The sequence below is a fragment of the Tumidithrix helvetica PCC 7403 genome (assembly GCF_965232925.1).
In the GTDB taxonomy this organism is placed as follows: domain Bacteria; phylum Cyanobacteriota; class Cyanobacteriia; order Pseudanabaenales; family Pseudanabaenaceae; genus Tumidithrix; species Tumidithrix helvetica.
The window spans coordinates 38,879-59,307 of the sequence record NZ_CBDDRA010000002.1 but is presented as its reverse complement, the minus strand read 5'-3'; the positions used below and the strand labels follow the sequence as shown (position 1 = coordinate 59,307).

Sequence of the window (20,429 nt, the reverse complement as noted above, 5' to 3'; positions counted from 1 at the left end):
AGACCTGATAGAAGCTGAGTACTGATTATTTTAGAACAGATAGGACGTTACGAAAGCTATCAAGATTTTATGCCAATTTCGCGGGTAGATTTCAGATCGACTTAACCAATTATCTGGCGTTGCTGGCATTAACTTATAAGTTAACGGTGTTCGCGCCTAAACTGGCTGGGTAATTGCACATCTGTCCCATGTTCCCAAATCCCCATATGCTTGTCTTTTGCCTGTTGTTCGATCGCTTCATAAGCACTACAGTCTTTGATTTGCTCTCGGTCGAAGTGGGCTTGTCCCTGCGCTACGAGTAGCTTGTTGATATTCTCGCCATCGGCATAGACCTCGGCAATTAAGCGTCCAAAGCGATCTCGTTTGAATACATGCAGGGCAATGGGTAGATCGCCTACTAAGGTCTTCAGGGTTTTGCGGGCGCGATCGCCCAGGGGTTGCTGTAACTCTGGGGCATCGATACAGGCAAGGCGAATCTTTGTCTTTATGCCGCTTTGCACGATCGTCATGTTATCGCCATCATAGAACTGGAGAATGCTTCTCGCCGCATGGGCAGATTGGGCAGAATAGCCAAGCGTAATCCCGAATACGATCGTAAAGGCGATCGCAACCTTAAAAATAATTTTTAACCAAGATTGATTAGATGAAACTGGCATTCTGCGAAGAAATAAACAATGCTCTCCTATCTCTTATGACACAATCTAGGGGAGAAATGCCAGAAAACTGGATTTGCTAGTTAGATCGCGATTTTCTGAGTCAGAATGTAGATAGGTCTCAGCCAAGAACTATGGATAATAACAATTTGCTCAAGCAATTATTAATGATTGGGGTGGGGACAACCTCACTCATGGTGGATAAACTCAGAGAAGTTACCGATGAATGGGTCAAGGATGGCAAGATCGACCCCGATCAGGCAACGGATTTTATTAATGAATTATCCAGTCGCTTCAAAACCGAGCAGGTTAACGTCGAGACCTTGATTCAACGTCAAATTCGTAATGTCATGCAAGACTTGGGCGTGCCCCGTCAAAATGAGATGGATGAGCTTCGCGGACGGATCGATCGCCTAGAGCGTCAGGTCAGAGACTTGGAGGATCGGAATTGGCGCTAAAGCGATCGGATTCATCGGAGGTGTCTGAAGATGGCTCAGCGGGCATTCTCTACCTAGTGGGTACGCCGATTGGCAACCTTGAAGACATGACCATGCGGGCGATTCACACCTTGCAGCAGGTAGATTTCATTGCTGCCGAGGATACCCGCCATACAGGTCGGCTGCTACAGCACTTCCAGATCGCCACGCCCCAAATCAGTTATCACGATCACAACAGCCAATCCCGCATACCCGAACTCTTGGCGAAATTACAGGCGGGACAGGCGATCGCCCTTGTCACCGATGCAGGAATGCCAGCCATTTCCGATCCTGGGTACGAACTCGTGCAGGCTTGCGTACAGGCAAATATACGGGTTGTCCCCATTCCTGGGGTGACGGCAGCGATCGCGGCAATTTGCGCGTCGGGACTCGACCCGCAGCGGTTTGTGTTTGAAGGATTTTTGCCTACGGACAACCAAGCACGTCAAAGCCGCCTCAGGGCAATCCAGCAAGAAACCCGCACGGCAATCTTATACGAAGCGCCCCATCGCTTAATTCGTACGCTGGAAGATTTACAGAATGCTTTAGAAGCGACTAGACCGATCGCGATCGCGCGGGAATTGACCAAACTACACGAAGAATTTTGGCGAGGAACGCTGGCAGATGCGATCGCTTATTTCACCGAACGCCCACCCAAGGGCGAATTTACACTGGTCTTGGCAGGTTCGCCCCCACCAACAACTCCGATCTGGACAGAGGAAAAATTATTGTCGGAGTTACAGAGTTTATTAGATGAGGGAATATCGCGATCGGAAGCCAGCCGTCAACTAGCAGCTCTAACAAACCTTCCCCGCCGCCAAATTTATCAGCTAGCTTTGACGATTTGAATCGACCTCTTCCCCAGCATTTTTGGGAAGAATTTTCTTTGACAATCGCTAAACTATTTCGGATTCTTTTAAGATTGTCGCGATCGGCATCGATTTAGAAGCGAGTAATTTCGATCGTCCGTCGCGATCGCTGAAAACAGACATCAAATTCCTGAAAGAAGTTCGTTTGCCCAAGAATTAAGGGCACCTGAGAGATTTGTGCCCAAGCAAATGCTAAACGAACTGGCTCCAGACTTCCAATTTGAACACGCACAAATAAACCCCGCGCTTCAACTCTTGCAAGATTTCCAGCCAATGGCAAGCGGACAGTTTGTTCCTCCCAAATTGCACCCAATTGCACCCCGATTTCATGAGGTAATAAATTGACTGTAGAACCAGTATCTATCAGTGCAATCGCGGAGATAGAAAAGTCTGCATAACTCAGAGTGATGGGAATTTTGGGTAATGCTTCATCGTCAGAAAAGGGGAACTCGACTGTACTAGGCACGAGTGGATGCCTTTTGTTCATTCTGAATCATCTGCATCAGAATATTTGCAGCTTCCGTTGCGTCGTAGGGTGACCAAACTGGATACTCTGATGCAGAAAAGATAGCTTGTAGTTCAGCATCTGGGAGTTGTACGGCTAGGAGTTTGAAGAGTGACAATTTGTCTGGCTGACTCAGATTGTTTACTAAAGGAATTAACTCAGAGAGAGGCATAATTTAAACTCCCAGTCACGCGAGGATACATGTATTATAAGCGATCGGTGAGGCACGGTCTAACATCCTATTGGAGCGGACAATTTAGTAGGCTATCACTTGCCGCTCAATTCAACCGTTATGCGCCTAGATCGCCAGAGTGTAGTTGCTTCAGATAGACAACTTCTGGAGCGCAACGGTTCGGCATCGTGTTAGCCCTTCATGCGTTTAGGAATGGCTTGGGTGAAGGCTTCCGTGATTTCAGCTAAAGACAACTCAATCGCAGGTGTAATCCCGTCAATTTGAATTGAAATAGGCTCGTCGAAATTGCCCACCTGTCCAATTTTTTGCCAATTGCTGCCGAGTTCAGCCGCGAGATAGGCTTCCCATGCCTCGCGATCGCTGGCTCGAACCGATACGACAATACGGCTTGCACCTTCGCCAAACAAAAGCGCGATCGGTTGAATATCAGGAATATTCGCAAGTTGGATTTGGGCGGAGCGATTTCCCGCGATACAGGACTCCGCGATCGCTACTGCTAAACCACCTTCAGCACAGTCATGGGCAGAGCGAATCCATCCCTTGGCAATGCCTTCGCGACAGACCGACTGCACTTTCCGTTCCAAATCGTAATTTAGGGCAAGCGGTCTACCCATTACTTCACCCACAACCACCGCCAAATATTCGGAAGCGGCGAGACTGACTTGACTGGAACCAATCAGATAGATGAAATCGCCAGTGCCCAGCCAACCCTGACCGCAAACCTTACGCACATCTGAGACAATCCCGACCATTCCAATCACGGGTGTGGGATAAATCGGTTGGGAGTTCCCCTCCGCATCAATGGTTTCGTTATAGAGCGAGACATTTCCACCTGTAACAGGCGTACCGAGTTCGCGACATGCCTCGGCGATACCGCGACAGGCTTCATGGAGTTGCCAGTAACCCACACTATGTTCGGGGCTACCAAAGTTGAGATTGTCGGTCACAGCGATCGGTTCGGCTCCCACACAGGAGAGATTTCGCGCCGCCTCGGCTACAGCCAGTTTAGATCCTTCAAAGGGATCGAGATAGACATAGCGGGCATTACAATCTACGGTAGCAGCTACACCTTCCATGCCATCTTGAGGATTCCCCATTGAGAGGGGTGGAACTTCGCCCACGCCAAAATCTAAGCTTCTAATCCGAATCACGGCAGCATCGCCCTGATTGGGAAACATCACCGTATTGTTTTGCACCTGCTGATCGTATTGGCGATAGACCCATGCTTTGGAAGCGATCGCAGGACTATCCAAAAGTTTTAAGAGAATCTCGTTGAGGTTGCTGGTTTCTGCCAATTGAGCAGCGATCGCTGACTCTTGCCATTGCCATGCCTTGAGCGCATAGGTTGGCGTATCGGCAAGCTGACGATGATAGATCGGCGTGTTATCGGCGAGTGCCGTGGCGGGAATTTCGGCAGCAATCTCACCGCGCCACAGAATTCGCACGATCGGTTCTGCCAAAACTTCTCCTGCGACCACGGCATGTAAGCCCCAACGATGGAAGATCGCGATCAGTTCGGCTTCCCTTCCCTTACTGGCGACGAATAGCATCCGTTCTTGAGATTCAGATAGGAGGTACTCATAGGCACTCATGCCTGTTTCTCTCGCAGGAATTTTGTCTAAATCCAACTCAATACCCAAGCCCCCTTTGGCTGCCATCTCTGAGGTGGAACAGGTCAGCCCTGCGGCTCCCATATCTTGAGCGGCGACGACCGCACCCGTTTTAAAGGCTTCCAAACAGGCTTCGATCAGGGATTTTTCTAAAAAGGGATCGCCGACTTGGACGGCGGGACGGTCTTTCTGAGATTCATCTGATAATTCGGCACTGGCAAAGCTGGCTCCTTTCATGCCATCTCGTCCTGTGGTCGAGCCGACATAAAGCACGGGGTTGCCCACGCCTGATGCCCCAGACTTAACAATTTCTTTGGTTTCCATCAAGCCGATCGCCATCGCATTCACCAAGGGATTGCGATTGTAAGCGGCATCAAAATAGACCTCTCCCCCAATCGTCGGCACGCCCACACAGTTTCCATAGCCTGCGATCCCGCTGACGATGCCATTCACTCGACTGCGTACCCAAGCATCGGAGAGATCGCCAAATCGCAGGGAATTTAGCACGGCGATCGGTCTGGCGCCCATGGTAAAAATATCGCGCAAAATGCCGCCTACACCCGTGGCAGCGCCTTGAAAGGGTTCTACAGCGGAGGGACGGTTGTGGCTCTCGATCTTAAAACATACGGCTACACCATCTTTGATTTTTACTACCCCTGCGTTTTCGCCCGGACCTACCAAAATGCGATCGCCTGTGGTGGGAAATTGCTTTAACAGGGGGCGGGAATTTTTGTAGCAGCAATGCTCTGACCACATTACGCCAAACATACCTAATTCTGCTTTGTTTGGCTGCCGACCCAGGCGATCGCAGATCATGGCGTACTCATCTGGGGTCAAGCCTTCGGCTTTAATCTCTTGGGGTGAAAAATTATTGATCGTCATAATTGTTAACTATAGCCGATCGCAACAGATCGACGAAAACCTAAATTTTGGGTCTATTGATTTGAAGGTATAGAGCCAGAATGCTAGGTCTTTGAACGCAGAAAACCATACAAATTTATGGGATAATTCAACTCCAACTTTGCCGCACGCGCAACGCCATCACCGTCAATTGCTATAATGGCTCACGAATTTATGTCAATGCAGCGTGATGGTTCCCTTCCAATTTTCTTGATTTCTAGTCGGAGCGAAATTAAGAAAAAAGACCTTCTTCATAGCCAAAATTTATAGCCAAAATGACTACTACTGAACTTCACTCAAATTCCACCCAACAGCCTGCGGTTCATCATCAAATTGTTGTAGTTGGAGGAGGTTCGGCGGGGATCACCGTCACCGCTCAACTGCTGATTCAAGATCGATCGCTAGATATTGCCATTATTGAACCATCGGATCGCCATTATTACCAGCCCGCATGGACGTTAGTAGGGGCAGGCTGTTTCCAGTTTGAGGAAACGGTCAAGCCAGAAGCCGATTGCATTCCCAAGGGATCGACTTGGCTGCGGGATGCGGTTGCCAAATTTGAACCCGATGAAAATTACCTGATCGCTCAGGGTGGTCAAAAAGTTACCTATGACTACCTGATCGTCTGTCCTGGCATTCAGCTCGATTGGGATCGCATTTCAGGGTTAAAAGATGCGATCGGGAAAAATGGGGTCTGTAGTAACTATGTTCCTGGTGGAGCCACCTACACAAAGGAAGCGATCGACAATTTTCGGGGTGGTAATGCCGTGTTTACGTTTCCAGCAACGCCAATTAAATGTGCCGGCGCACCCCAAAAAGTGATGTATCTGGCGGACGATGTCTTCCGCCGCAATGGGGTGCGAGCGAAAACCCAGATTAGCTATTGCGTGGCAACTCCCAAAATTTTTGGCGTGCCCACATTTGTGCCTCCATTGATGCAGGTGGCGGAGCGGAAAGGTATCGATCTGAAGGTCTTACACAATCTCAAAGCTGTTAATGCCGCAGCAAAAGAAGCCATATTTGACGTCACGATCGATGGTTTGGTGAAAGAGGTGACTATACCCTACGATCTGCTCCATGTTGCTCCTCCGATGAGTGCTCCCGATTTCATTAAGTCCAGCAAATTATCAGTGGAAAGCCCATTGGGTTGGGTCGATGTGGATAAATATACGCTCCAGCACAATCGCTATGCTAATGTGTTCAGTTTGGGGGATGCCTCTTCGCTCCCTAATTCCAAAACGGCTGCTGCGATTCGACGACAAGCCCCAGTCCTCGTCCAAAACCTATTGGCACTGCTTAAAAAAGGATCGCTCGATGCCAAGTATAACGGTTATAGCTGTTGTCCGTTGATTACGGGTTATGGCAAAACGATCATGGCGGAGTTTGACTATGATGGCAATCCTTATCCCAGCTTCCCGCTCGATTGCACGCAAGAACGCTACAGCATGTGGTTCCTCAAGCGTAACGTGTTGCCTTGGGTCTATTGGAATCGGATGTTGAAGGGAGCCGACCATGAAGGCAATACCATTCGGAAGATTACAGGAATGGATTCCTAGTGAATGTGCCATCAATTAAAGTTTCAAGGTTGGCTGAGCGGAGTCGAAGCCAACCTTGGAACCTATCGGTATAATATTTTCGAGCAATTCCCTTAAGCAGGCTTGGAGGTTCGATGGCGTTTGAGTTTCCGCAATTCCATGAGCCCATACCCATCAACTCTTCGAGTTCTTGGACTGCCACATTCGATAGTTACGATCAACGCAATGACGATTGCTATTATTTGATAACCGTCCGAGAGGGAGAGCATCAGGTGTCTCAATTCATGACGGCGGTAGGTCTCTGGTGGGCGGATGACGATTGGAGCGATCTGAAATTCACCGATCGCCTGCGCGAAGCGTTAGCCATTGTGGCGGCAACAGGTCAATCGAATACCAACTATCGCGGTTTGCAGGGCAATTGAAATTGGGCATCAAAGCCGGTCGTCTCAAAGGATCGCTATAGTATCTGGGATATCACTCGTTCTTTGTAACTATCCATTGCGTAATGGGAGCAGATGGCTTCCAACTTAAAAAAGAACCGATCGCTTCGGTACGTTGAATCCCAATGCGAATTAATTCTCCACCATGCTGATGATGCCATTGCAACACTTTTTGTTCGCTCTCAAGCGTAACGGCATTGACCACAAGGCGACCGCCAACATGGAGCGCATCCCAACAGGTTTCAAATAGCCCTGCCACTGTTGCGCCGCCCCCAATAAAAATTACATCGGGCTGGGGTAACCCATCCAACGCAGCGGGCGCATCACCAGCCACAATCTTGAGCCCTGAAATCCCTAGCGCTGAGGCATTATCCGCAATATATTGCCGTCGAGTCGTGTTGCGTTCGATCGCGATCGCGCGACAACGGGGATGACTGCGCATCCATTCAATCGCAATCGAGCCGCATCCTGCCCCCACATCCCAGAGTAACTCACCAGGGATAGGCGCAAGACTCGACAGCGTAATCGCTCGGACTTCGCGTTTGGTTAGTTGACCGTCGTGGTGATAGGCGGCATCAGGTAAACCAGAGGTTTTAATCGCGGGTGGTTTAGAAATCAGCGCAGTGTCTGGATCGGGAATGCAGGCGATCGCGATCGTATTCAAATCAGAAACTTCTGTCGTACGCCACATCGCGGTTTTCTCATTGGCAAGACCTTCCATCCAACGCTCCTGCGTACCCCCCATGCGCTCTAGTACGGCAATCTGACTTTGCCCAAATCCTGCTTGGGTGAGAAACTCCGCGACGCGAGCGGGTGTGGTTTTATCTGCACTCAAAACCAAAATTCGAGCATGGGGATAAAGGGCGGAAGCCAAGATGGAGACGGGACGGTGGGTAAGGCTAAAGGTTTCTATATCAGAGAGCGACCATCCCAAACGCGCGCAGGCAAGACTAAAAGCAGACGGAGAGGGAACGATCGTGATCTCTGTAATCGGAATATGTCGCGAGAGCGTCACACCAACACCATGACACATAGGATCGCCGCTGGCGAGGACGCAAATCGCTTTTCCACGAAGGCTGAGAATTCTCTCAATCGTCAGATCTAGAGGTGATGCCCAAGCAATTTGTTCGCGAACATCGTTAGAGGGCAACATTGCGAGATGACGGGTTCCGCCCACCAAAATTTCAGCGGAATCGATCAGGGAGCGCCCGATCGCACTAATTCCCTCTAACCCATCTTCACCAATGCCCACCACTGACAACCATTTGTGCATTCTGCGCGTATCCTCAGTTCTTGTCCCCTCCCCTACGCAATCGCATGATAAACAAAGCGATTTTACGATTGCGTTTTTAACCAAGCAATCGCCAATTCAAGGATGAAATGCAACGCCTAGAGATCTTTGCGTAAAGGGACTCATAAGGATAATCTGATGATAATCACAACAATCAGGAAATCCTCATGAGCTTTGCCCATCTTACCACCCCAGAAAGAAGCAAAAGCGTCTACTTGAAGACGATATCCCCGAAGTAGGCTCATTCCAACTAATAGTCAACACCCAAAGCAATCATATCTTTGCTTGTTACTATGCCTTTGTGAAGTTAGAGTTGTTGCGGGTAAAAACTTGCCTGAATCACTTTGCGATTAAGGAAAAGTTATATTTGAATGCTATCAGAGCCAGTTTTGCTGAGCTTCAGAGACTTTTCGCTCCTTCCACGCAAGGTCAGTAAATAAATCCAGAGATTGACCAAGATAAAGGCAAGATCAACAAATAAGAGTCTAATCGCTGGATGTTTGGCGATCGCGCGTTCGATCTACTGAGAATATGTACAATGAAACAGGTTCTGTAAAATAGGTACAAGCCGTTTTTTGTCATTTCTCAAAGATCGCAATCAAAAAAATCTATGGTAGTCAAGCCCGAATGGTTACGAGTCAAAGCCCCACAATGGCAAAGGGTGGGTAGCGTTACAGAAACCTTGCGGGATCTAGGGCTCAATACAGTTTGCGAAGAGGCATCTTGTCCCAATATTGGCGAATGTTTTAGCATCGGTACGGCTACATTTTTGATCATGGGACCAGCTTGTACGCGGGCCTGCCCCTACTGCGATATTGACTTTGAGAAAAAGCCTCAACCCCTCGACTCGACTGAACCCGATCGCTTAGCGATCGCCGTACAACGGCTTGGGCTTAAACATGTCGTCATTACCTCAGTCAATCGAGACGATCTACCCGATGGTGGTGCATCGCAGTTTGTACGATGCATTGAGCAGATTCGTCAAGTGATGCCACAAACTACGATCGAAGTTCTAATTCCCGATCTGTGCGGTAATTGGTCAGCCTTGGCGGTGATTTTATCGGCACGTCCCGATGTGCTCAATCACAATACCGAAACTGTGCCGCGTCTCTATAAGCGCACGCGCCCTCAAGGGGAATACCAGCGTACTTTAGAATTATTTCGTCAGACCAGAGCGATCGCACCTTGGACCTATACCAAGTCAGGGCTGATGGTGGGCTTGGGTGAAACCAGCGCCGAAATTCTAGAAGTGATGCAGGATTTGCGCCAAGTTGATTGCGATATTCTCACGATCGGACAATATTTACAGCCCACCCAAAAACATTTGGGCGTGCAAGCGTTTATTCATCCCGACCAGTTCGAGCAGTGGCGCATAGAGGGCGAAAACATGGGATTTTTGCAGGTCGTGTCTTCTCCCCTGACGCGCAGTTCCTATCACGCCGAGCAAGTTCGAGAATTAATGGAATGTAATCCGCGATCGCCTCTGACTGCAAATCCTTAATTCTTCCCAAATGCCAAAATTTCACCTACAGTCAGGGCAAACCCAGAAACTACCGTTGATGTGATTTTCGTATCACCTTTATAAATCGTGTCTTCATACTGTCCGTTCACCCATAGACATAGAGTAATTTGATCCATTTCGGGATCGACGATCCAGTATTCGTTAATTCCCCTAGCGGCATACTCTGTGCGCTTGTAGCGGTAGTCGCGTTCGCGCAGCGTCACCTCTGGTGATTCGCGATTTTCTTGCCCTGAAGATACAACTTCAACGACTAAAACAGGCGGTGGCATATCCATTGAAACAAAGCTGCGACTTGCCCCCTGCAAAGCTATGGCTGATTCTTCGCTGAGTATCAGTAGATCTGGAATGCGACAAGTGACACTTTTGCCTAAAACTTCTACCTCGATGTTGTAAGCAATCAGCATGAGTGGAAGATACTTAGCAAACTCTAAAAGCAAAAACTTCGCAATATTCAGATTCCCAAAAGATTCTGTTGGCATTTTTACCAATTCTCCGTTTACAAGCTCATAGCGAGTGTCTGTGCCATCGTCATAGCTAAGATACTCTTCTACGGTCATGAGTTTAGATGGGCTAGCTGTCGCTAAAGTCATGATTGAGACCCTCTAGGTTGCATGGCAAAATTTTAGCATTTCGCAGGTTTTACCCTATAAATCCTAGCAATGTGATATTCCGAAGGCTCTACACTTACCAGTCTCTAAAGTCTCTGTCTCGATCGCGCGAAGAATAGGAAGGTTTGGCATCGGGGTCGCGACCAAAGGCAATCACGAGCGGGAATCTGAGCAAATCTACGGAAATAAATTCCTCAGCTTCATCGATGATAATTAGAGGCATGAGTTCCTCGGTAACGAGGCGATCGCCTTTGAGGGCTAGGGGATCGGGATCTTCAAATAGCACCACGCCTTTTTCGGGACCAAAGTTATCTCGGCTTAAGCCCAAGCAGTCTTGAAAACCGCGCCGCCATTCACCCAAGCGCTCTGGAGCCGTGGCAAGAATCAAAACGCGAATCTTTTCTCCATAGAGCGATCGCAACACAGAGACGGTGGCGGAAGCGACAAGAATATTTTGCAGCCGCGTTCCCATCGTGCGAATTGCGCCTCTACCTGCTTGGGCAAAAAACCAATTGGCAACGCGATCGGCATGGGAAGACTCAAAGGTGCGGCGGAGCTTCCAAGCGGGCCCGTAATAATCAGGCAGGGTACGATAGCGTTCCAGCAACTGTTCGATGCGATGTCTAAATTCACCGAAGCTCTGTTCTGATAGTTTAGGTGGCTCTTGGGGCTTTTTCTCCACAACCACAGCTTCAGGGGTTTTACTCGTAGGGGGAACCAGATCGAGTTTCTCGGCACTGGCGACCAAATCTTGCAAACTGCCCACGAGATAATCTTTAAAGCCCTGTACCCTGACGGCAATATCTTGAGACATGCCTGCATAGGTAGTCTTCATTTCATTTTGCAGGCGTTCTTGCTTTCTCTGTAAGACCGCGATCGAAGCTTGTAACTCCTGTTTGCGTTGCTCTAGCTCGCCTAGACTCTCTTGGCTGATACGGGCGATCGCTTGCTGCAATTCTGTAATCTGCCCTTCGAGAATCTGCTGTTTGGCTGCCTTGAGGCGATCGATTTCGGCATTAAGCGCGGCTGCTTCCTGTTGGAGGGTTTCTAAATGGTTTGACGGCATAACTTCTGAACTGATAACTTCCTGAGCTTCTGGGGTTGCAAGCGAAACATGCTCCGTTTGGACTTCTATTTCTGGAGTCTCTGCTGCTGGGATAAGATTTTCTGGAATTGCTTGATTATTCTCTACGACAAGCTCTGAAGAGGTTTCTGAATTGTGGAGATCGGGGGCATTTTCAGGTTCACCAGAATGCTCTGGGACAACTTCTGTTTTGACATCAGAATTTTCCTCCGTTGTGGGGCGATCGCCATTGGGAGTTGTATTTTCTTCTTGAGGGTTGTGATCGGAATCCATAGGTCAGCAATTATTCAGTCTTCAGTTGTCAGTTAATCGTTGTCAGTTGATAGTCGTCAGTTCCGAAATTAACGGCGAACCTTTCCAGTAAACCCAGAAGCTTTAAATTTGTCTAGCTTAAACGGAGGAACCTGATCGGAGGGCACGCTGAGCATAATTTTAAAGTCACTCTCACCCATGGGGACTTCGGCGATCGAGCCTAATCTACCGCGTTCGGGCATGACATCATTACCATTTGCGTCATAGACGCGCCCAAAAACATCAGCATTAAGCACGAGTTTGCCCGATGTATTCACTGCTTTGCCTGAAATCAAGTAGCAGTCGGCTGCCATGACACCACCACCCAGTACTAGATTTTTGGCTAACTCAGGGGGGCAGAGGTCGTAGGTTAGATCGGTCAGCTTAATTTGAATACCTGCCCAAGCTGGCGTTGCGATCGCAACCGTGAGGCAGCCAATCAGCACGCATAGAGACAGAGCTTTAAAGACTTGTTTGTAAATTTTTTGATATTTGCTTAAAAACATAATTTCAATGAGAATAGCTCTGACGATTGTACGATGATCCCATCGTGCTAAAATTCATCTTAGCTCTTGAAGGAGGTCTGTTTTTAAATGCAACTAGCTTTGCTATTGGCAACTTTGCCCGAAGCATACAGGATTTTCGATCCTTTAGTGGATGTTTTACCTGTTATCCCCATTTTCTTTCTGCTACTCGCTTTCGTTTGGCAAGCAGCGGTTGGATTCAAGTAAACTGGTCTGACGTAAACCTAGATTTAACCCTAGATTTAAAAAACCAAGTTTAAAACCTAAGTTCAAATAAAACCTTCAAATAAAAAATTTAGGGGCAGTTATTTATTTAATTGCCCCTTAAGTTTTGATCGGATATTTTTCGGCTTAAAGTCAGTTCGGGATAAGAAAACCTGAAGCGTCATACATCCCAAGGATCCCCCCCAGCCCCCCTTAAAAAAGGGGGGAGAACCCACTTGTCCCCCTTTTTTAAGGGGGATGCCCGATAGGGCAGGGGGATCAAACCCCTCGGTTCCAGCAAGTCGGCTTGCTTTGTTCCGAAATCCTTAACCCGAATTCACTTCAGCTTAATTTCTGGTCGATCGCTTTTTCAAAAAACGCTCCGTGCGGAAATCCAATCCCCATCTGTCGCAAATTCAACCGAATATGGAAAAAGTTGGCTACTGGCTTAATAAAGCACTGGTTTTTGATTTATTTTTAGTGTTTTTCTTTTTTGCTTGGTTCATGGTTGCCCTGATTGGGAATAGCTTTCATTTCAATTTAGGCTTAGACCTGTGGCAGCAGCTATGGCAGCCTGTAATTCAACCCGTGTTGGGAATTATGATGGCAGGTGCGATCGCTAGTGGCATCATTTCAAAGCTCAAAAGCCTTACCAAAACTGAGAATTAATCTGTAGTCTGCTGGCAGCAATCGTGTTTGACCTAAATTGCATCGCGTCCGCGATCGAACAATTTTCCTAGAAACGGATCGACATCGATCGTATTTCAGAAATTCGGACAGGATCAATTAATCATCTCGTTTAGAAAAGCTTTTCCCAGTGATTTCGGTTTGTTGAACGGCTGATTTACGAGCACTTTAGTGGTCTGAATTACTTTGATAAGTTGGGTGAAGTGCTACTTACAGCGTCAGTGAAAGATAGAGTAGTCGGAATCGGTGGGTTAAATCGAGATCCCTATTTCAGCGATCCTCATGTTGGGTTGCGATTATCATAGGGAAACATCGCCCGAAGTTAATTTATTAGCCCATGAACGATATCAAGTCAAAACAACGTGTCGCCGACCATGGAGAGGTCTTTACCCCGGCATGGATGGTTGAAGCGATGCTCGACTTGGTAAAAGACGAAACGGAGCGCATTGACTCCCGCTTTTTGGAGCCAGCCTGTGGAAGTGGCAATTTCTTGGTAAAGATCTTGCAGCGCAAGCTTGCTGCTGTAGAACTTAAGTATGGCAAGTCTGATTTCGAGCGGCGGCACTATGCGCTGCTGGGGCTAATGTGCATTTACGGTGTCGAGCTGCTGGCGGACAACATTGCTGAGTGTCGCGCCAATGTGCTGGAGATCTTTGCTGATTACCTGAATCTGGATGAGGCGGACGATTGCTACCGGGCGGCATTCTATGTGCTATCGCAGAACCTAATACATGGCGATGCTCTGACGATGCGTACTCAAGACGATCGAGCAATTACTTTTGCAGAGTGGGGCTACTTGGGTAAGGGCCGATTTCAGCGGCGTGACTTTCGCTTTGATAGTCTCACCCTTTCATCGACCTTTAGCGCGGAGGATTCGCTCTTTGCCCATCTAGGTAAGCATGAGATCTTTATGCCGATGAAGACCTACCCGCCGATGACGGTGAGCGATCTGGCTGCTGCTAAGCCGATCGATACCAAAGCAGGAGGGATAAGCCTGTGACAGAGTCCCCGTCGTTGTCGAGTCTGCTTAATGATGTCCGTGCCATTTTGCAAGAGGCGCGAGGGAAAGCCTATGCCGCCGCCAACACTGCTATGGTGGATGCCTACTGGCGCATCGGTCGTCGCATTGTTGAGGAGGAGCAGGGCGGAGCCGCCCGTGCTGAATACGGCAGCCAGCTCATCCACCACCTTGCCCGTGCCCTTGGGGAAGAATTTGGTCAGGGCATGTCTGTCGCCAACCTCAGGAATTTTAGGCAGTTCTACCTGACCTTCGCCGACGCGGGAAAACACTACGCGCTGCGTAGCGAATTGAGTTGGACTCACTGGCGGTTGATTATGCGGGTTGAAGATTCGCAGGCGCGTGACTACTACATTGAAGAAACTGCTCGACAGGGATGGAGTTCGCGGGTTTTGTCTAGAGCTATCGAGACCCGCAGCTACCAGCGACTTCTACAGGCTCCTGAATCTGACATTCCGGCTCACCAGAAGCCCAACCCGCTGCATTTACTCAAAGATCCCTACATTCTGGAATTTCTCGATCTGCCCGATCGCGGCGATTTTAGCGAGCGCCAGCTCGAAGATGCCCTTGTCACTCGCCTGCGTGATTTTCTAATGGAACTGGGCAAGGGGTTTTCCTTTGTCAGTCGCCAGTTTCGGGTCAGTACGGAGACCACCCACTTCTATATCGATCTTGTCTTCTATAATTACCTGCTCAAGTGCTTTGTCCTCATTGACCTGAAGATCAGGAAACTCACCCATGCTGACATCGGCCAGATGGATATGTATGTGAGGATGTTTGACGACCTCAAACGGGGCGAAGATGACAACCCCACGTTGGGTATCATCCTTTGTGCCGACAAGGACGAAACTCTCGTGCGTTACTCCGTTCTTAGCGAGAGTCAGCAGCTCTTCGCCTCGAAATACCGCCTTGTACTGCCCAGTGAGGAGGAGCTTCAGGCTGAATTGGAGCGGCGGCACATTCTCGATTGGTCGCAATCAGAAGGGGGGGAGACGCTATGAATACTCAGGTTGGTTTTGCGCTGCGGGGGCGGAACCCGGATGTGCTGACCTGCATTGCCAATCTCTCAAATGATGAGGTGTTTACGCCGCCGGAGTTTGCGAACCGGATGCTGGATACGGTAGCGGAGGCGTGGGCGGCGAATCATGGCGGTGCTAACCTGTGGGCAGACAAGACGGTGCGGTTTCTGGATCCTTGCACGAAGTCGGGGGTGTTTTTGCGGGAGATTACCAGCCGTCTGACGGAGGGGCTAAGGGCAGAAATTCCAGACCTTCAGGAGCGGGTGAATCACATTGTCACAAAGCAGGTGTTTGGCATTGGCATTACTCAGCTCACCAGTTTTCTGGCGCGGCGGAGTGTGTATTGCAGCAAGCACGCCAATGGGGAGCATTCCGTTGCCAAGGGGTTTGTTAGGGATGAGGGGAACATCTGGTTTGAGCGCACGGAGCATACGTGGAAAAATGGAAAGTGTGTGTATTGTGGGTCGAGTCAGGAGATCCTTGACCGGGGTGAAGGATTGGAAACCTATGCCTATGGGTTCATTCATTCTGACAACATAAAGACTCGGGTAGCCGAGATATTTGGAGACGATATGCAATTTGATGTGATTATTGGCAATCCACCGTATCAACTCAGCGATGGTGGCTTTGGAACCAGTGCAGCGCCCATCTATCAGCACTTTGTAGAGCAGGCTAAGGCGTTGGAGCCACGCTATCTGTTGATGATTATTCCTGCTCGTTGGTTTGCAGGTGGCAAGGGGTTAGATGAGTTCAGAGAATCAATGCTCTCCGATGATCGCCTGCGTTCCATCTATGACTTTCTCAGTGCCTCGGATGTCTTTCCGGGCGTGGGGCTTAAGGGTGGCGTTTGCTATTTTCTTTGGGATCGGAACAATCCTGGACTCTGCGAAGTTTCTACCCATTTCAAAGATTGGCCTGTATCCACAGCTACCCGCCCGCTTCTTGAAGAGGGTGCAGATGTATTTATCCGATTTAATGAGGGGCTATCCATCCTTAAGAAAGTTATGGCGGTCGAGACCGGGAATGCTGACTTGTTGTCGCTGCCTGAAAGCAAGCGTTTTGACCAATTGGTTAGTTCTAGAAAGCCGTTTGGGTTAGATACAACGTTCAAAGGCAAGGTTGCCAAGGGTGATGGTGACGTTTTGGTTTATCAGAACGGCGGTACGGGGTACATTTCCAGAAGCGAAGTATCGACTGGCGTTCACTTCATCGACAAGTGGAAGATTTTCATGGGCTACGCTGCCCCAGGAACAGGCAATAAAGATACCTATCCTCACAGAATCATCAGCACCCCATTTGTTGGAGAGCCGGGCAGTATCTCTTCAGAGACTTATCTTTGCGTTGGTTCGTTCGACTCAAGGAGCGAAGTGGAAAGTGCTTTGTCCTATCTCTCCTGTCGGCTAACTCGACTTCTAATTCTTCTGCACAAACCTTCCCAACACATCACGCGCAAGGTTTATACCTTTGTGCCAACTCAGGATTGGACTAGGAAGTGGACAGACGAGGATCTCTACGCAAAATATGGCATCTCAGCTAGTGAGATCGCCTTTATTGAGAAGGTTGTTCGTCCAATGGATCTCACAGGAGCCTCTGAAGATGACTAAGACGATCGAAGAAATCCTTACACCAAAGCCCGAAGCACGGCTGCGGGTTTATGCCTATTCCATTGACGATGAAGCGCACCAAGGACTTCTGAAGGTGGGGCAAACCACCCGGAATGTACAGCAGCGTGTTGCCGAGCAGCTCAAAACCGCCGCCATCAAAAACTACCGTATCGAACTAGATGAACCTGCCGATCGCACCGATGGCAGCAGTTTCACCGACCACGAAGTACGAGCCGCACTGGTTAAAAAGGGATTCGAGAACCCTGAACTCGAATGGATGCGCTGCACCGTTGCCGATGTGCAGACTGTCCTCACAGAACTGCGCACAGGCCAGCGGTTCACTGGCACCCACCACGCCACCTTTCCCATGCGCCGGGAACAGTCCGAAGCCGTCAACAAAACCCACGCCTACTTCCATGACCTCTGGAACGAGGACAGGCAAGCCGTCCCCCGCTTTTTGTGGAATGCCAAAATGCGCTTCGGCAAAACCTTCACCACCTACCAGCTTGCCAAAAAGCTCGGTGCCAAGCGAGTGCTCGTAGTTACATTCAAGCCTGCCGTCGAAGATGCATGGCAAACTGACCTAGAATCTCACGCAGACTTTGACGGGTGGCAGTACTTGTCCAAATCCTCCGGTGGCGATCCCACCCAGATCGATCGCCGCAATCCCGTCGTCTATTTCGGCTCCTTCCAAGACCTGCTCGGTCGTGATAGTAAGACAGGCAACATCAAGGTTAAAAACGAGTGGATTCATATAATCAACTGGGATCTCGTCGTCTTTGATGAGTACCACTTTGGCGCGTGGCGGGAAACCGCCAAGGAGCTGTTTGAGGGCGAAGAAGAAGCGATTTATCGGGAAGAGGCTCGACTTGATGATGATAAGCGTCTGAAGGAGAGAATCGCCGACTTGCAGGAGCCATTGGAAAATGAGGTAGAGTTTCTCCCCATCACCACCAAAGCCTACCTTTACCTGTCAGGCACACCGTTCCGGGCGCTGTCCACAGGCGAGTTTATCGAAGAGCAGATATTTAACTGGACTTATACCGACGAGCAGCGCGCTAAGGAAAACTTTGCGACCAACCATCCTGACCAGCGGAACCCCTACGCTGCCCTCCCCCAGATGCGACTGCTGACCTACCAGATGCCGGACGAATTGATTGCAATTGCCAGCGCCGGAGAGTTCGACGAGTTTGATCTCAATGCTTTTTTTGAGGCATCTGGGACTGGAAAAGTAGCACAGTTTAAGCACAAAAGCGACGTGCAAAAGTGGTTAGACATCATTCGCGGCGGGTACGCTCCTCAGTCCGTCGAAAATCTAAAGACCGGCACGCGGCCACCTTTTCCCTACTCCGATGTGCGTCTGCTGCCTTACCTACAGCATTCCTTCTGGTTCTTGCCCAATGTGGCTGCCTGCCACGCCATGTCCAACCTGCTAACAGAACGACAAAACACCTTTTGGCACGACTATCGGGCGATCGTTGCCGCTGGCACCTCAGCAGGCATCGGACTAGAGGCATTGCCCCCCGTGCGACAGGCGATCGGCAGCGGCTTCGAGACCAAAACCATTACTCTATCTTGCGGCAAGCTCACCACAGGCGTGACAGTGGCACAATGGTCATCCATTCTGATGCTACGCAACCTAAAATCACCAGAGACCTACTTTCAGGCCGCGTTTCGGGTGCAGTCGCCGTGGTCGATCAAGAACCCTAACGGCGACAACCCAAACGAAGAAGAGATCCTCAAGCCCATCTGTTTCGTGTTCGACTTTGCTCCCACCCGTGCCCTACGACAGCTCTCGGAGTATGGCATCGGCCTTGCGCCCGACGAGCCAAACCCGGAAAACGCGGTCAAAGATCTCGTATCTTTTCTGCCCGTGCTGGCCTATGACGGTGCCAACATGACCCAGATTGACGCGGGCGGCATTCTCGACATTGCGATGGCCGGAACCTCAGCCACCCTGCTAGCCCGCAAATGGGAGAGCGCCCTACTGGTGAACGTGGACAACGACACCCTACGCCGTATTCTGAATAACCCCGAAGCACTGGCCGCCGTAGAGCGCATTGAAGGTTGGCGCGCATTGGGCGACAACATCATTGAGACGATCATCAACAAGAGCGATAAGGTAAAAGGGCTCAAGAACAAGGCTAAGGAAACGGATCTCACGCCCAATGAGAAGAAAGAGCTTAGCGACGAGGAAAAAGAGTACAAGTCCAAGCGCAAGCAAATCCAGGAGAAACTGATCAAGTTCGCCACCCGCATCCCGGCGTTTATGTACCTAACCGACTTCCGGGAAAACACGCTACAGGATGTGATCACCAAGTTAGAGCCAGATTTGTTCCTGACCGTCACGGGCCTGACCGTAAAGGACTTCCATTTACTCGTGCAGCTCAAGGTATTCAATACCGAGCACATGAACCAGGCCGTGTTTGCATTCCGGCGATATGAAGATGCATCACTCCGCTACACGGGTATCGAAAGCCATCCAGAGTTGACCCATTATGGGCTGTACGATACCGTAGTAGCAAAGGAATGAGCATGGTAGAAGAAGCTAGTAATTTGTAAATGCTGGGCGTTTTTTATGGTAAATGTAGCTCTTGATGAGAAGCAGTTCGGGCTTACTCAGTTAGCGTGATGTAGCAACGCAGCCCAACACTGCGTTGGTGCGGACGGAACATAGTTTATTGGTCAGAGTTCAGACTTGTCTACCGTCGCACAACTTCACCGTTAGACCTACTCAGACAATCATCTAGCATAAAGCTCGTTCTTATGCATATAATGTATGCATGGAAGTTGAATGGGATCCGAACAAAGCAGCTACCAATCTGCAAAAGCATGGAGTGCGCTTTTCTGACGCAGAGTCAGTTTTGTTCGATCCGAATGCGCTTTCTTTTGAAGATACGACGGCTCAAGGAGAACAGCGGTTTATTGTGATTGGAATGGATCATCTCTGGCGCTTGCTAGTTGTGGTCTATACGGATCGAGGAAATCGTGTTCGCCTGATTTCAGCCCGTTCAGCGACCCGTTCTGAGAGGCAAAAGTATGAAAGCGGAATATGATTTTAGTCAAGCCAAGCGGGGTGCTGTTATTCCCCAAACAGGCAAAACTCGCATCACAATTTATATTGATGATGATGTGTTAGAAACCTTTCGAGAACGAGGTGATTCTGCTGGCAAAGGGTATCAAACTATGATGAATGAAGCTTTACGGCAGTATCTAGAAAAGGTTAAGCAGCCCCTAGATGAAGACACCCTACGCCGAGTTATTCAAGAGGAACTTCGTGCAGTGATGTGATTGAGTGTTTATTGGTCTTCCTGCATTGTCTAACCAGGGCGTGCAGCGGATGGCCTCAACACTCTAGCAGTGACTCGAAAATACTTGCCGCCGCACAACTTCACC

21 protein-coding genes and 1 pseudogene are annotated in these 20,429 nt (G+C 49.4%); 14 read left to right on the top strand and 8 right to left on the bottom strand.

What is annotated here, in order from left to right; all coding sequences use genetic code 11:
• Positions 1 to 140: 140 nt before the first annotated feature.
• Positions 141 to 656 carry a thermonuclease family protein gene (locus ACP2WE_RS02095; protein ID WP_425213945.1) on the bottom strand — a complete coding sequence of 172 codons (516 nt, stop codon included), beginning with the start codon at positions 654 to 656 and terminating at the stop codon, positions 141 to 143.
• A 131-nt stretch (positions 657 to 787) separates the two neighbouring features.
• On the opposite strand from ACP2WE_RS02095, the gene ACP2WE_RS02090 reads away from it, so the two are divergent.
• Both ACP2WE_RS02090 and rsmI read left to right on the top strand, forming a co-directional pair.
• Complete coding sequence (locus tag ACP2WE_RS02090; RefSeq protein WP_425213944.1) at positions 788 to 1,111, top strand: phasin family protein; 324 nt, start codon at positions 788 to 790, stop codon at positions 1,109 to 1,111.
• A 20-nt stretch (positions 1,112 to 1,131) separates the two neighbouring features.
• On the top strand, positions 1,132 to 1,977 hold the full coding sequence (gene rsmI / locus ACP2WE_RS02085) for a 16S rRNA (cytidine(1402)-2'-O)-methyltransferase (RefSeq protein ID WP_425214217.1): 846 nt from the start codon (positions 1,132 to 1,134) through the stop codon (positions 1,975 to 1,977).
• 94 nt (positions 1,978 to 2,071) lie between these two features.
• Here rsmI and ACP2WE_RS02080 read toward each other — a convergent pair whose 3' ends face one another.
• The 3 genes from ACP2WE_RS02080 to purL all read right to left on the bottom strand — a co-directional run bounded on the left by ACP2WE_RS02080 (position 2,072) and on the right by purL (position 5,188).
• A complete protein-coding gene (locus ACP2WE_RS02080; RefSeq protein ID WP_425213943.1) occupies positions 2,072 to 2,464 on the bottom strand; it encodes a pepsin/retropepsin-like aspartic protease family protein in 393 nt (130 codons plus the stop codon).
• Positions 2,457 to 2,675, bottom strand: a complete 219-nt coding sequence (locus tag ACP2WE_RS02075) for a hypothetical protein (RefSeq protein ID WP_425213942.1) — start codon at positions 2,673 to 2,675, stop codon at positions 2,457 to 2,459. Before ACP2WE_RS02075 ends, ACP2WE_RS02080 begins: the two co-directional genes overlap by 8 nt.
• A gap of 191 nt (positions 2,676 to 2,866) precedes the next feature.
• The gene (gene purL / locus ACP2WE_RS02070; RefSeq protein WP_425213941.1) at positions 2,867 to 5,188 is read right to left on the bottom strand and encodes a phosphoribosylformylglycinamidine synthase subunit PurL; all 2,322 of its coding nucleotides are present in this window, start codon (positions 5,186 to 5,188) and stop codon (positions 2,867 to 2,869) included.
• 293 nt (positions 5,189 to 5,481) lie between these two features.
• On the opposite strand from purL, the gene ACP2WE_RS02065 reads away from it, so the two are divergent.
• The gene (locus ACP2WE_RS02065) at positions 5,482 to 6,762 is read left to right on the top strand and encodes an NAD(P)/FAD-dependent oxidoreductase (protein WP_425213940.1); all 1,281 of its coding nucleotides are present in this window, start codon (positions 5,482 to 5,484) and stop codon (positions 6,760 to 6,762) included.
• A gap of 113 nt (positions 6,763 to 6,875) precedes the next feature.
• Complete coding sequence (locus ACP2WE_RS02060) at positions 6,876 to 7,163, top strand: hypothetical protein (protein ID WP_425213939.1); 288 nt, start codon at positions 6,876 to 6,878, stop codon at positions 7,161 to 7,163.
• A 52-nt stretch (positions 7,164 to 7,215) separates the two neighbouring features.
• Here ACP2WE_RS02060 and cbiE read toward each other — a convergent pair whose 3' ends face one another.
• Positions 7,216 to 8,454 carry a precorrin-6y C5,15-methyltransferase (decarboxylating) subunit CbiE gene (gene cbiE, locus ACP2WE_RS02055; RefSeq protein ID WP_425213938.1) on the bottom strand — a complete coding sequence of 413 codons (1,239 nt, stop codon included), beginning with the start codon at positions 8,452 to 8,454 and terminating at the stop codon, positions 7,216 to 7,218.
• A 274-nt stretch (positions 8,455 to 8,728) separates the two neighbouring features.
• On the opposite strand from cbiE, the pseudogene ACP2WE_RS02050 reads away from it, so the two are divergent.
• Together ACP2WE_RS02050 and lipA are read left to right on the top strand one after the other, a co-directional pair.
• Positions 8,729 to 8,908: pseudogene (locus ACP2WE_RS02050) on the top strand (IS701 family transposase); the annotation flags it as partial.
• 144 nt (positions 8,909 to 9,052) lie between these two features.
• Positions 9,053 to 9,973 (top strand): lipoyl synthase, encoded by a 921-nt coding sequence (gene lipA, locus ACP2WE_RS02045; RefSeq protein ID WP_425214216.1) that lies wholly within the window; start codon positions 9,053 to 9,055, stop codon positions 9,971 to 9,973.
• Here the strand turns inward: lipA and ACP2WE_RS02040 are convergent.
• The 3 genes from ACP2WE_RS02040 to ACP2WE_RS02030 form a co-directional block, all read right to left on the bottom strand.
• Positions 9,970 to 10,584: a Uma2 family endonuclease gene (locus ACP2WE_RS02040; RefSeq protein WP_425213937.1), complete on the bottom strand. Its 615-nt coding sequence runs from the start codon at positions 10,582 to 10,584 to the stop codon at positions 9,970 to 9,972. The two genes, lipA and ACP2WE_RS02040, sit on opposite strands and share 4 nt — an antisense overlap.
• Before the next feature lie 94 nt (positions 10,585 to 10,678).
• Positions 10,679 to 11,959: a DUF3086 domain-containing protein gene (locus ACP2WE_RS02035; protein ID WP_425213936.1), complete on the bottom strand. Its 1,281-nt coding sequence runs from the start codon at positions 11,957 to 11,959 to the stop codon at positions 10,679 to 10,681.
• Positions 11,960 to 12,027: 68 nt separating this feature from the next.
• Positions 12,028 to 12,483 (bottom strand): hypothetical protein, encoded by a 456-nt coding sequence (locus ACP2WE_RS02030; RefSeq protein ID WP_425213935.1) that lies wholly within the window; start codon positions 12,481 to 12,483, stop codon positions 12,028 to 12,030.
• An 87-nt stretch (positions 12,484 to 12,570) separates the two neighbouring features.
• Between ACP2WE_RS02030 and ACP2WE_RS02025 the strand changes: the two genes are divergently transcribed.
• From ACP2WE_RS02025 to ACP2WE_RS01990, 8 genes are all read left to right on the top strand, one after another.
• Positions 12,571 to 12,708 (top strand): photosystem II reaction center protein K, encoded by a 138-nt coding sequence (locus tag ACP2WE_RS02025; protein WP_425213934.1) that lies wholly within the window; start codon positions 12,571 to 12,573, stop codon positions 12,706 to 12,708.
• Between the two features lie 351 nt (positions 12,709 to 13,059).
• Positions 13,060 to 13,374: a DUF8620 family protein gene (locus tag ACP2WE_RS02020; RefSeq protein WP_503473939.1), complete on the top strand. Its 315-nt coding sequence runs from the start codon at positions 13,060 to 13,062 to the stop codon at positions 13,372 to 13,374.
• 355 nt (positions 13,375 to 13,729) lie between these two features.
• On the top strand, positions 13,730 to 14,392 hold the full coding sequence (locus tag ACP2WE_RS02015) for an N-6 DNA methylase (protein ID WP_425213932.1): 663 nt from the start codon (positions 13,730 to 13,732) through the stop codon (positions 14,390 to 14,392).
• Positions 14,389 to 15,411 (top strand): PDDEXK nuclease domain-containing protein, encoded by a 1,023-nt coding sequence (locus tag ACP2WE_RS02010; RefSeq protein ID WP_425213931.1) that lies wholly within the window; start codon positions 14,389 to 14,391, stop codon positions 15,409 to 15,411. Before ACP2WE_RS02015 ends, ACP2WE_RS02010 begins: the two co-directional genes overlap by 4 nt.
• Positions 15,408 to 17,033 carry an Eco57I restriction-modification methylase domain-containing protein gene (locus ACP2WE_RS02005; RefSeq protein ID WP_425213930.1) on the top strand — a complete coding sequence of 542 codons (1,626 nt, stop codon included), beginning with the start codon at positions 15,408 to 15,410 and terminating at the stop codon, positions 17,031 to 17,033. Before ACP2WE_RS02010 ends, ACP2WE_RS02005 begins: the two co-directional genes overlap by 4 nt.
• Complete coding sequence (locus tag ACP2WE_RS02000) at positions 17,026 to 19,566, top strand: DEAD/DEAH box helicase family protein (protein WP_425213929.1); 2,541 nt, start codon at positions 17,026 to 17,028, stop codon at positions 19,564 to 19,566. The genes ACP2WE_RS02005 and ACP2WE_RS02000 overlap by 8 nt, the downstream gene beginning before the upstream one ends.
• 250 nt (positions 19,567 to 19,816) lie before the next feature.
• Entirely contained in the window at positions 19,817 to 20,089 is a 273-nt protein-coding gene (locus ACP2WE_RS01995; protein WP_425213928.1) for a BrnT family toxin, read from the top strand.
• Entirely contained in the window at positions 20,073 to 20,324 is a 252-nt protein-coding gene (locus ACP2WE_RS01990; RefSeq protein WP_425213927.1) for a BrnA antitoxin family protein, read from the top strand. The genes ACP2WE_RS01995 and ACP2WE_RS01990 overlap by 17 nt, the downstream gene beginning before the upstream one ends.
• The last annotated feature ends 105 nt before the right edge of the window (positions 20,325 to 20,429 follow it).